The 12428-nt window shown below is 58.8% G+C and carries 7 protein-coding genes; 6 read left to right on the forward strand and 1 reads right to left on the reverse strand.

From position 1 onward, the window contains the following. The first annotated feature begins 24 nt into the window (after nucleotides 1–24). The 6 genes from NG895_RS20185 (at nucleotide 25) to NG895_RS20210 (ending at nucleotide 9676) form a co-directional block, all read left to right on the forward strand. On the forward strand, nucleotides 25–2436 hold the full coding sequence (locus NG895_RS20185) for a glycoside hydrolase family 2 TIM barrel-domain containing protein (RefSeq protein ID WP_252854337.1): 2412 nt from the start codon (nucleotides 25–27) through the stop codon (nucleotides 2434–2436). Nucleotides 2437–2448: 12 nt separating this feature from the next. Next, nucleotides 2449–4626, forward strand: coding sequence for a hypothetical protein (locus NG895_RS20190; protein WP_252854338.1), 2178 nt, complete (start codon nucleotides 2449–2451; stop codon nucleotides 4624–4626). Nucleotides 4627–4773: 147 nt separating this feature from the next. Beyond that, a complete protein-coding gene (locus NG895_RS20195) occupies nucleotides 4774–5664 on the forward strand; it encodes an NAD(P)-dependent oxidoreductase (RefSeq protein WP_252854339.1) in 891 nt (296 codons plus the stop codon). Continuing rightward, nucleotides 5664–6938: a Gfo/Idh/MocA family protein gene (locus tag NG895_RS20200; protein WP_252854340.1), complete on the forward strand. Its 1275-nt coding sequence runs from the start codon at nucleotides 5664–5666 to the stop codon at nucleotides 6936–6938. The genes NG895_RS20195 and NG895_RS20200 overlap by 1 nt, the downstream gene beginning before the upstream one ends. A 5-nt stretch (nucleotides 6939–6943) precedes the next feature. After that, nucleotides 6944–7918 (forward strand): DUF6807 family protein, encoded by a 975-nt coding sequence (locus NG895_RS20205; RefSeq protein WP_252854341.1) that lies wholly within the window; start codon nucleotides 6944–6946, stop codon nucleotides 7916–7918. Nucleotides 7919–7960: 42 nt separating this feature from the next. Further along, nucleotides 7961–9676 (forward strand): sodium:solute symporter family protein, encoded by a 1716-nt coding sequence (locus NG895_RS20210; protein WP_252854342.1) that lies wholly within the window; start codon nucleotides 7961–7963, stop codon nucleotides 9674–9676. A gap of 8 nt (nucleotides 9677–9684) precedes the next feature. Here the strand turns inward: NG895_RS20210 and NG895_RS20215 are convergent, their stop codons facing one another. Continuing rightward, nucleotides 9685–12390 carry a family 78 glycoside hydrolase catalytic domain gene (locus NG895_RS20215; RefSeq protein WP_252854343.1) on the reverse strand — a complete coding sequence of 902 codons (2706 nt, stop codon included), beginning with the start codon at nucleotides 12388–12390 and terminating at the stop codon, nucleotides 9685–9687. Nucleotides 12391–12428: the final 38 nt, after the last annotated feature.

The following is a 12428-nucleotide window of genomic DNA, read 5'->3' on the forward strand; positions in this document are numbered from 1 at the left end:
CCTGAATTCAGGTCCAATAGCGATATGCGACGGTTCCCTTCTCTGCTGCTGGTTCTTTGCTTTTCGCCTTCCATCTTGGTTGCGAGCGAACGTGTGCTGTTGGACGAAGGCTGGCGGTTCCAACTGGCCGATCCCGCGGATGCACAGCTACCGGGCTTTGACGATGCTGCGTGGCGGCGTGTCGATTTGCCCCACGACTGGAGTGTCGAAGCCTCTCCCCAGAACGATGCTGCATCCGAAGGCCATGGTGGTTATCACCAGACTGGGGTCGGCTGGTACCGCAGACCGCTGGAAGTCGGTGAAACCTCGCTGAAGAGTATCTATCGCTTGGAGTTCGACGGCGTGTACCAGAATGCCGAGGTCTGGGTCAACGGCCACCGGCTGGGTGAGCATTTGTATGGCTACACTCCTTTTTCGTTCGACATCACTCCTTACTTGAAGACTAGGAGCAACGCGTCGAACGTGATCGCTGTGCGAGTTGACAATTCCGATCAGCCCAACTGCCGCTGGTATAGTGGATCGGGCATCTACCGGCATGTGTGGCTGCGTAAGTTACCGCCGGTGCACATCGAGCCTGCCAGCGTCTGGTGCGAGAATAAGCCGCACGAGCCATTCAGCGACTTTCATCTGCACTATACCGTGATCAACTCAACCGATATGGATCAAATCGTTTACGTGGAAGAGAGCCTTCCGGAACAGGCATCTCAGTCAGGCAAAAACCGCGTTCACAAGTTGAGGATCGGTGCAGGAAAGAAAGTAGACGTGCATCGGCCAATCCGCCTCGGCTCGGCGCGGTCATGGTCTGCAGAGTTCCCCCATCTTCAGCAGTTGCAGTTACGGTTGTTGACTCAAGAGGACGCTGCTAGCGACGCTATGGATGTTGTCGACCACACGTTTGGCTTGCGTTCCGTGGCCATCGATCCGCAGCGCGGGCTACTGCTCAACGGCGAGCCAATCGTGCTGTTTGGTGGAAATGTCCATCACGATCATGGTCCGCTGGGCGCAGCATCCTTGGATATCGCCGAAGCTCGACGGGTGAGGCTGCTGAAACAGGCTGGATTCAATGCGGTGCGGACCTCTCATAATCCACCGAGCGATGCGTTCCTCGACGAGTGCGATCGCCAGGGATTGTTAGTCATCGACGAGTTTTTCGACAACTGGGCAAAGTCGAAGGTAAACCGCGATTACGGTCCTCACTTCGAGGGTATATGGAGGGACGAGTTGTTGGCTACGATGGATCGCGATCGTCGCCATCCGTCCGTCGTGATGTGGAGCATTGGCAACGAAGTCTACGAACGCGGCGACGAAAGTGGGCAACGACTCGCCCAAGAGCTTGCCCAATGCGTACGCGAGCACGACCAGTCTCGTCCGGTAACCATCGGTCTGAACGGGCTCGGGGAGGGAAACTGGGACCGACTCGATCCGATGTTTGGGGCCGTCGACGTATGCGGTTACAACTACGAAACCAACCGCTACGAGACTGATCACCGCCGGTTGCCAATGCGAGTGATGTACGCGAGTGAGTCGTATCCCAAAGACGCACACGAGAGTTTTGCTGCGGTGGAGTCGCAGCCCCACGTGATTGGCGACTTCGTCTGGTCAGCCATCGACTATCTGGGCGAAGCGGGCATTGGACGCGTGTTTCCTCCTGGGGAGGAGGCTCGGCGGCATTGGGAAGGAACACACTTTCCCTGGAGAGCCGCTGCTTGTGGAGATATCGATTTGATCGGCCATCGCAAGCCGATTTCGCACTATCGCAACATTGTTTGGGATCGTGGCGAGCGGCTCTATCTGGCTGTGGAAGAACCAACGGCCAATGGCGATCCATGGCAACTCACGCCTTGGGCTGTGGAGCCGTGCCTCGACAGTTGGACCTGGTCGGTGCCCGAAAAAACGATGCTCACCGTGCACGCCTATAGTCGGTATCCGCAAGTGCGGCTGCAGCTGAACGGCCGCATTATAGGTGAGGCGTCCACCGGCCAGGCGGAGGAATTCCATGCTTCGTTCCGGGTGCCCTACGAACCTGGGGAACTGGTTCTCGAAGGAATGCAGCAGACAGCGGTCAATCAGCGGATAAAGCTTGCCACCGCTGGCGAAACGGCTAGCATCGATCTAGAGCCCGAGCAGGGCACCATCGCGGCGGGCCGCCAGAGTATCGCCTTCATTAACGTTCGCCTGGTGGATGAACAAGGCACCACGCAGCCAGTGGAGGATCGTCAACTCGAGTTTTCCGTCGCAGGTCCCGCGGAAATCGTCGCCACGGGTAATGCCGACCCAACCAGCCGGCATGCCTATGCGAATTCTGGGTGCCCCACCTACCAGGGACATGCACTGGCTGTCCTTAGAAGCACTGGAGAAGTCGGCGCGGTGACGCTTACCGCTCGATGTGAAGGGTTGCCCGAGGCGGATTGCAAAGTTGAATTTACGAAAGAGTAAGGCAGCCAGACCATGGACATACACAAACTGACAAGCGTTCTGCTGATACTTGGTACCTGCCTTGGTGCGCCGCGCTGCCCGGCCGAGCGGTTTGACATCAGCGCCCTCACTGGTCGTCGAGATGCCGAAACACTCGGCTGGCAAGAGTGGGAAATCGGAACCGAACGAGATGCCGCTAGGGATCTGGAGCAAGGACGCCTTGAACTGCGGGCAGTCAATGGGCAACTGCATGGTTTCCTGCACAAATCGGCGCTCGCGACCGGAGCAACGATCGCAGCCGATGGAGTGCGCAGCGAGACCGGCTTCCTGGAGATCGTCCTGTCGGATCTGCCCCCTGGAAGTCACAGTCTGGCCACCTTCCATAACCTGCCGACTGGGCAGCCCAGCAGTTTAACGGTAAGCCAGGGCCAGAACTCCGTATTGGTGACGCCTAGTGCCCAGGTTGAAAAAGACCATCAAATGGCATCTGCCTATGTCGAGTTCGAAGCCGGTGAGGAGCCGGTTACGATCCGTATCGAGAGCTCAGACGGAGGGCCGGTTTTGCTAAACGCCCTGGAACTCGACGCAACCGATCCGCACCGGCGAGCCAGGGCCCCCCAGCCGGGCAACTACAACTGGCATGCCGACGGAGACAGCGGCCAGATCCACCTCGCGTGGCATCCCGTCGACAACGCCGTTCAGTACCGTGTGTACCTGGCGAGCGGCCCCGATCTGGATACTGCGATGCGTGAACTCGAGCAGTCGGACCCGGCAGCCACTGTCTCTGACACGCAGATTCAACTGCCGGTAGCTGCCAATGACAGTTTGCTTTATTACTGCTGGCGCGTCGACACCGTAGGCAGTAATGACACAATGACCAAGGGAGAAGCATGGACGTTCCGCTTGCGCCACCTCGCGTTCCCTACCGCGCAAGGCTACGGCCGGTTTGCGCGTGGCGGACGTGGGGGGCGAGTACTAAAGGTCACGAACCTCAACGATAGCGGCCCGGGTAGCCTGCGGGCTGCGGTGGAGGCCACTGGCCCGCGTACCGTGGTGTTCGATGTGTCGGGTCGTATTGTTTTGGAGGATCGGCTGATTATCCGCAACGGCGAACTCACCATCGCCGGGCAGACGGCACCTGGGCTTGGCATCTGCGTGAGCAACTACAACCTCGGGGGCCTTGGCGCTGATGACGTGGTAATTCGTTACCTCCGCGTCCGGCCGGGCGACACTTCAGGCAAGACGCTCGATGGCATGGGGCTGGCCAGCTGCGACCATTCAATTGTCGACCATTGTTCGATCAGTTGGACGCAGGACGAGTCGTTTAGCTCTCGCGGCGCCAAGAACATCACGCTGCAACGCACGCTGATCTCCGAAGCGCTGAACATCGCGGGCCACAAGAAGTACGAACAAGGCAAGTCGCACGGTTTTGCAGCAAGCATTGGTGGCGACATCGGCACCTTTCATCACAACCTACTCGCCCACTGTGCCGGGCGAAATTGGAGCCTGGCAGGCGGTACTGACCAGGCGACGCGGCACCGTGGTGTATTGGATATCCGCAACAACGTAGTCTACAACTGGGACTATCGCACTACCGACGGTGGCGCGCGGCTCGTGCAGTTCGTCAACAACTACTACAAACCCGGGCCTGCGACACGGGTGTTTCACGTGCTGAAGCCGGAACGCGAGTGGGTGGAAGCCTTCGGTCCGCAAGAATACTACGCGGCAGGCAATGTGATGGAGGGCCACTACGACAACCAGCAAGGCTATGCCGGTATCGTCGAGCCGAAGGAGGAGCCACTGACAAGCTTCATGCACGACGAGCCGTTCTTTCCACCGCACGTGAAAACCGAAACTGCCGAGGAGGCGTATCGAAGTGTGCTGGCAGACGTGGGCTGCAACTATCCCGATCTCGACCAGCACGACAAACGGGTTCTTCGCGAAACAAGGGAAGGGAAGGCCAATTTTTCGGGGAGCTCAAGCGGAAAGCCGGGATTGCCCGATTCGCAAGAGGACGTGGGAGGATGGGACGACTACCCGCGGGTGTCGCGCGGTGAAGATTGGGATCCCGACAACGATGGCATGCCAAGCCAGTGGGAGGTGGCACATGGTTTGGACCCCAACGATCCCGAAGACCGCAACGCCGATCCCGATGGCGACGGCTACACAAATCTCGAAGCGTATCTAAATAGACTTGTGAACGAACAATGAGGGCAACCTTCTGTTTCGCCGCTCCTGCGCTGGATTCAGCCTCATTTTCGGACAACCTAGGCGATCCGCGTGGCAAACGAATTCTAAACCGGTACCCTGAGTATTCAGCCCTCGTCCCGCGTTTCCCTGCACACTCCAGGTAGGTCCATGTCGCACTTCAGCAGCCATAGCCGAACGATTGGCGTGGTGGGATTGGGCCTATTGGGAGCGGCCCTTTGTGATCGATTGCTGGACGAGCATTGGCAGGTGTACTGCTATAACCGCACCAAGGACAAATCACTTCCGCTCGTGGAACGCGGCGCCATGTGGTCCGACAACCCATTCGAGCAGTGCGATTGTGTTGTTGTATGCCTCTACAACTCAGCGGCGGTGCGCGAGTGTCTTACAGGGTTGTCCGATGGTTTCCGTTCAGGCCAACTGGTGGTCGATGCTACCACGGGTGGTCCGGACGATGCGGCCCAGCTTGGCAGTTGGCTCGCTGAGGCGGGGGTCGACTATTTAGAATCGCCGATTGCCGCTTCCAGCGATCAGACTCGCCGCGGCCGAGCGATCGCCTTCGTGGGGGGAAGCGAGTCGACCTATCGGGAGAATCAAGACTTGTTCGAGTCTCTCGCCGCCGCGGCCCACTATGTCGGCGAATGGGGATCAGCCGCCAAGTTCAAGCTCGTCAATAACTTGATCCTGGGACTCAACCGGGTTGCCCTGGCTGAAGGGCTCGTGCTGGCTGAACGCATGGGGCTGGACGCGGGCAATACGCTAGCCGTGCTCAAGCAGTGCAACGCCTATTCGGGAGTGATGGATACCAAGGGGCAAAAGATGGTTGACGGCGACTTCGCGACGCAGGCCCGATTGGCCCAGCACGCCAAAGACGTGCGTATCATCCTGCAGGAAGCCTCGAAGCATGGTCTGGTGCTGCCAATGTCCGCGACGCATCTGCAGTTGCTCGAGCAAGGAGAGTTGCTGGGGTTGGGCGACTTGGACAACAGCGCCATCGTGCGCGTGCTGCAAGCTGACGCTCAAACCGCGAGGAGTGAATGATGGCCGTTAATCGCCGGCATTTCTTACTGACTTCGGCCGCAACCATCGCGAGCGGTGCGGCGAGTCGTGGATGGGCCAACCCGCCGAGTTCCAAGGTGCGCATCGGGCTGGTTGGATGTGGCTCGCGGGCCAAGGCGTACTATGGCCGGGTGGCCGCTGTTTGTGATCCTGATCGCGATCGACTGGCGGCAGCAGCCGATGTGTGTGGACTTAGCAGTTCGAATGCGGTGACGGATCTTCGCCGGATACTCGATGATCCCGGCATCGACGCGGTGGTGATTGCCACGCCCGACCACTGGCACGCCCCGGCGGCCATACTTGCGTGTCAGGCGGGCAAGCATGTTTACGTTGAGAAACCTCTGAGCCACAACCTGCGAGAAAGCCAACTGCTGTTGGAAGCCGTGGAGTCGAGCGGAGTGGTCGCACAGCATGGCACGCAACAGCGGTCGCGGGAGTTCACGCGAAATGCCATCCAGCGGCTCCACGAAGGTGTGATTGGCGACGTACTGGTGGCCAAGGCTTGGAACATTCAGCGGCGCGGCTCGATCGGGCATAGGACGCCTACTGCGCCCCCCGCCGAAATTGACTACGATACCTGGGTCGGCCCGGCGGAGTGGTTGCCCTATCAGGAGAACCGCCTGCATAGCGACTGGCACTGGTGGTGGAACTTTGGTACCGGCGATATCGGCAACGACGGCGCCCATGAACTGGACTATGCTCGCTGGGGACTGGGAGTCGACACCCTACCGACGAGCGCAATCGCCATGGGAGGCAAATACTTCTACGACGATGATCAACAGTTTCCCGACACAGCGACTTGTGCTTTCGAATATGCCGGTGCCGATGCCACGGCGAAGCCGAAGCAACTGGTCTTCGAAATGCGACTGTGGTCGACTAACTATCCCATGAATTGCGATTCGGGCGTCGAGTTCTACGGCACCGAAGGCCAAATGCTGCTCAGCAAACGTGGCAAGCTGCAGGTGCTGGGGCCGAAGAATGAACGAATCGACAGCCAAAAAGTGCCGCGGGAAACCGGGTTCGCTCATCTCGACAATTTCGTCGACGCCATTCGCGGCGACGCCGAGCTCGCTGCTCCGCTGATCGAGGCCCACCGCAGCATTGTACCGGTGCATCTGGCCAACGTGGCCCTAAAGACCGGCCGGTCGATCAAGTTCGATCCCCAGGCGGAGAAGATCATTGACGATGCCAAAGCTTCCGAGTTGCTGGGTCGCCGATATCGACAGGGAGGGCATTGGGCAATTCCCAAGGTTTAGCAGTCGTGTTCAGTCGTACTTTAACTATTGTTCTGGCAGTATGGGCATTGCTCGGGGGTGCAGCTCCGCAGAGTGGCGCCAAACGATTTGCCGTCGAACAACGCCCCGGAGCCGTACTTATTCTTCTGGGCGACAAACCAATCGCCAAGTACGTCTATCAGGATCCGGAGATCAGCCGCCCCCACTTTGCCAATCTGTGCTCGACCAATGGTAAACGCTTGACGCGCAATCATCCGCCGATCGAAGGCCGTGACCGCATGGATCATCCGGAATACCATCCGGGTTTGTGGCTGGCCTTTGGCGATCTGAGTGGGACGGACAATTGGCGACTGAAAGCCCCTGTCTTACACGAGAGATTCGTACAGAATCCACAAATCGAAGATGGCAAGGTAACCTTCGAAGTCGAGAATCTTTACGTATCGGACGAGGGCGAGTCGACCATTTGTCGCGAACAAGCACGGTACACACTGCGACACACGAATGCCGGTATCTTACTCACATGGGATTCAACTTTCACGAGTGATGAAGCTTTCTGGTTTGGTGACCAGGAAGAAATGGGACTTGGGTTGAGGATGGCAACTCCACTTAGGGTAGAGCAGGGGGGACCTGATCCTGCGCCGAAGGGCAGTGGTGAGATCGTCGACAACCAGGGACGCAAGAATGCCCAGCAGATCTGGGGCAAGACGGCACGCTGGATTGACTACCGTGGCCAGCTTGATGGCGAGCCGGCTGGAGTTGCTCTGTTCTGCCACCCGAAGAACTTCCGTGCCACGCGCATGCATGCCAGGGACTATGGCTACGTGGCCGCCAACCCATTCGCCTTAGCTGCTTTTGACGCGGGAGAAGCGAGCCGAGTAACGGTTTCGCCCGGCGAATCGTTGCGGCTACGGTACGGGGTACTGCTGCATTCAGGAGCCACGCTCTCGCAAGAGCAGTTGGAGCACGTCTATCGTGAGTATTGCCAAGTTGCAGAACCTTGACCAACAGCGATCTGCCTCCAACCGCCTCGAGGTGTCACCGTTATGATGCCAATCGACTGGGCCGTGCTGCCGGTGTACCTAATTGGGATCACGCTACTGGGAGCCTGGACGGCGCGGCGAGTGAAGACGTCGAGCGACTTCTTCATGCCCCGCCGATTTGGCAAGGCGATGATGATCACCTTCGCCTTTGGCACGGGCACGTCGTCCGATCAGGCCGTGACCGTAGCATCGAAGACTTTGACCAACGGACTCTCAGCTATCTGGTGGCAGTGGATTTGGCTGCCGGCTACGCCTTTCTACTGGGTGATCGCACCCATCATGCGTCGTTTGCGGGCAGTGACCACGGCGGATGTCTACGAACTGCGATACGATCGAAGCGTCGCCCTGCTGTATTGCGTGTTCGGTGTGGTAGGGATGGCGGTAAAGATTGGGTTGCTGCTCAAGGGAGCGGGCGCTATGGTCGATTCGTGCACGGGCGGGGTAGTCGACGCTAGCTATGCCATCGTGGTGGTCACCGTGTTGTTCCTGGTGTATGGCATGGCCGGAGGGCTTGGCGCCGCGGTGGTGACCGACTTCGTGCAGGGCCTGATGACCATCGCATTCTCCTTTGCATTGCTTCCCTTCGTGTTGCAGGCGACGGGAGGTCTGGAGGGCGTGCGAGCCACGTTGACCGAATACAATCCAGCCATGCTGTCGTTGGTGGCGCCCGGCAAGATCGATACGTTTTTTGTAGTGATGTACTCTATCCAGGCGCTGGTGGGTATTGTTGCGCAGCCCTTCATCATGGGCGTATGCGGCGCTGGCCGCACCGAAATGGATGGCCGCGTGGGCTTCATGATCGGCAACATCGTGAAGCGTATCTGCACCATGGCCTGGAGTGTCACTTCGCTGGCGGCGGTGGCTTGGTATCTCAACAGTGGTATTGATCTGAGCACGATCGACCCCGACTATCTTTACGGCCACGTTGCCAGGGAGTTTCTGCCTATGATGCTCCCGGGACTGCTGGGAGTATTTTTGTCCTGTTTGCTGGCATCCATCATGAGCAGTTGTGATGCGATTATGATTAGCGCATCGGCGCTGTTCACCGAGAACTTTTATCGGCACTTGCAGCCGAACCGCACCGACAAGCATTATCTAGCCGTGGGGCGGATTGCATCCATTGGCATCGTTGCCGGTGGCGTTGCTTTCGCCTATTCGGTCGAGGGCGTAGTGGAAGCCCTGAACGTGTGGTTCCGAATTGCCCCCATGGTCGCCATCGCCTTCTGGGTGGGGCTCTTCTGGCGTCGTGCGACCGCCGCTGGAGCCTGGGCCGGAACTCTTGCGGCAGTGGCTGCTTGGGCTCTGACCAACGTTGAGAGTTTCGTCGGATGGCTTGCCCAGCACGAATGGATCACGGGCGGGGGAGTCGTCAAGGAGCAAGCCGACGGCCTGGTATTTTCCGATCCATGGGTCGTGGTGTTCTATCTGGCAAGCGGCATTCTTGCCTGCATTCTTGTTAGTCTCTGGACGCAGCCGGTGCCCGAAACGAAGCTCAGGCGGTTCTACGATCTCATCTACACGCCTGTTCGTCCCGGCGAAGTAGTCACCCAGCCTTGCCAATTGCCAGAGGGCACGCCGCCCGCCGAACGCACCATGCTTGTCGATTGGCAAGGTCTACAGATTCCCAGGCCTTCGCTTACGTCAGTGCTCGGGGTGGTCTGTGGATGGGTGATGGTAGCGGGGCTGGTCGGGGGATTTGTGTGGCTTATTAATCGATAGGCTTGTTCCTACCGAACTACAAATTCGAAGTTCCCCGATTCGATAGCGTACACGTGGCGGCCAGCTTCGGTTCTCAAAAACGTGACACCAGTGCTTTCGCCGGCGGGGTGTCCCGATTCAAAGAACTGCTGACCCGCTTGGCCTGGCACGAACACCGTGGCGGTGGTATTTGCAGGGATGTCGACTTCCAGGGTCAGACCATCGCCGCTTCGTTCCCAGCGGACGCGCACAGGACCGCGGATGCTGTGGTGAGTCGCTTCAGCCCACTGGAGGTCGCCCACCAGGTGGGGGCGAATGAGAATGTTCTTGTAACCGGGCGCCGCAGGATCGGTGGCAATGCCGACCAAGTCCTTGTAGAACCACTCGGTGATGTGCCCCAGCATGAAGTGGTTGTGTGAAGCATGATGGTTGGCATCCCAGGCCTCGGTGAGGCTCGTTGCGCCGTGGGCAAGCTGGTAGCCATAACCCGGCCGTTCCGATTGGTTGATCATCTCGTAGATCACATCCGATCGATCGCCCATGGCGAGTGCTTGCAACAGATATCGAAACCCTACGTCGCCGGCCGTCATGGCATTGCCATGGTCTTTCACGTCGTTGACGAGCGCTTCGAGCGCAGCTTGTCGATCCTCCTCCTCGGCAAGGCCCATCACTAGCGCGATGGCGTTCGAGCACTGCGAACCAGTGGCGTAGGTGCCATCGTCGTTGCGGAACTCACGCAGCCAGGCCCGCCGGATATCAGCGGCGAGCTGCTGATATTCGTGTGCGTCGTCCTCTTTGCCCAGCACCTCGGCGATTTGGCTCATCACGTCGGCACTGCGAAAGTAGAAAGCCGTGGCGGTCACCGGTGGTGGGGTTAGTTGGGCGTGCCCGGGCCGGTCGGCAGGGCCCAGGTCGTACCAATCTCCGAGACCTTCGGAGACGATACCGTCGTCGGCGATCGAGTTCAAATAAGCCAGGTACCGCTGCATCACCTCGTAGTACTTTTCGAGTAGCTGACGGTCGCCGGTGGCCTGATAATGTTGCCACGGCGTTAGTACTACCGCACAACCCCATTCGGCCGCCGCCCGAAAGGTGCCTGGGAACTCCACATATTCGGGGGCGATGTTAGGTACGAGGCCGTTGTCGAGCTGCGAATCGGCCATGTCCTGCATCCCTTTGATAAAGATGCGATGCGCATCAAATTCGTAGCGTACGCCTGGTCCGTTCAGGTGATACTGCTCCAGCCATCCGAGCTTCTCCCGATGCGGACAGTCGGTTAGCACCGACACCATGTTGGATCGTTGAGCCCACCTCACGAGCGTACGGATGTCGTTCAGCAACTCATTCGACGTTGCGAAATCGCCCGCAGGCGTGGCGGCCGAGTGCACGACCACTCCTTCGACCTGGTCCAATCTGGGGAACGGACCGCCGTCTTCTGCGGGCAGCAAATCCACCAGCAGATAGCGGCACCCCGCGTAGAAGAACTTCGGCATCCACTGCTCAGGCCCGTCAGTGGCCTTGGTGTACTGCCAATACGCGGGGCCGCGATTTCCCCCGCAGGTACTGCGATCGATGTGCCCTTGGTCGTCGAGCACCTCGGCATGGGTAAGGCGGACAGTGCTTCCCTTGGGACCGGTAACGGTGATCCGTGGCATGTAGGACGTGTTCTGTTCGAGATCGAGCACGTAGCGAGTCTCGCTCTCGCGGCTGACTTCCTCTGCTTTGCTTGTTTCTATTGCTTTGATGGCTGGAGCCGAATAGGTCAAACCACGAAGCTCACCGCCGGGGCGTACCAATAAGACCGCGTGCGGCCAGGATGAGTCGTTGAACCCCGGCTTATCCCAGCCATTTGGTTCGCGGCCGGCATCGTAGTCTTCGCCACCAAAAATGTCGTTAAAGGTGATCGCTCCCGGATCGACCTGCCAGGACCCATCCGTAACAACAAAATCGCTCGATCCATCACGATACTCCAGTTCGATTTGCAGGTAGGCGCGTTGTGGTCCAAAGGTGCCCTGGAATTTGCTGAAGCGATTCCGCCGCTCGGTGTGGTACATACCATCGCCCAGTACCAGGCCCACCGCATTCTCGCCTTCTTGCATGAGTTGAGTGATATCGTGGGTCTCGTACAAACAAGTGCGGTTGTATTTGGTCCACCCTGGCGACAGGAGGTGGTCGCCGCACTTCTGCCCGTTGAGAGACATTTCGAACTGTCCCAGACCACAGACATGTACAATCGCTCGCTGAAGCCCCGCTTTTACATGGAATGGCTTCCGCATCAGGATCGACTCGGTTTGCCAGGGGGCGACAATCCACTCAGCACGCCAGTCGGCTGGGTCGAGAATGCCCATGGTGAAGTGTGACACCGGGCCCCAGGGCGAAGGTTCATTGTGCGAGTCCCAGCTTCTCACCTTCCAATAGACCTGCTGGCTGGAGCGAAGCGGTTTGCCAGCATACGGAAGCAGCACCGTCTCGGAGCCCTGCTGCTGACCGGAGTTCCAGAGATCGGCCTTGGCTTCGGTGAGCAATTCTGGTTTTGTGGCGGCGATGATCTGCCAAGCAGTTTGTCGTGCGCCCCGTTCGTCCGAATCCAACTGCCAAGAAAGTCGAGGTTGGCTTACATCGACCCCCAGCGGATCAACGGCAAACTCGCACGTCGGTTGCACAACTTTCAAGTCGGCGGCACAAAGAATGGTGGGAAGCAGAACAACCAGCAAAACTAGCGTCGCGATTCTCAAGGGGGCGTCTCCTGCGCTATCTACATGCTATCCGAAGG

This window comes from Aeoliella straminimaris, assembly GCF_024054565.1.
Taxonomy (GTDB): Bacteria; Planctomycetota; Planctomycetia; order Pirellulales; family Lacipirellulaceae; genus Aeoliella; species Aeoliella straminimaris.

Bases quoted from the DNA above. Each gene is read 5' to 3' on its own strand.
- NG895_RS20185 (WP_252854337.1), top strand. From the start codon at position 25: ATGCGACGGTTCCCTTCTCTGCTGCTGGTTCTTTGCTTTTCGCCTTCC.
- NG895_RS20190 (WP_252854338.1), top strand. From the start codon at position 2,449: ATGGACATACACAAACTGACAAGCGTTCTGCTGATACTTGGTACCTGC.
- NG895_RS20195 (WP_252854339.1), top strand. From the start codon at position 4,774: ATGTCGCACTTCAGCAGCCATAGCCGAACGATTGGCGTGGTGGGATTG.
- NG895_RS20200 (WP_252854340.1), top strand. From the start codon at position 5,664: ATGGCCGTTAATCGCCGGCATTTCTTACTGACTTCGGCCGCAACCATC.
- NG895_RS20210 (WP_252854342.1), top strand. From the start codon at position 7,961: ATGATGCCAATCGACTGGGCCGTGCTGCCGGTGTACCTAATTGGGATC.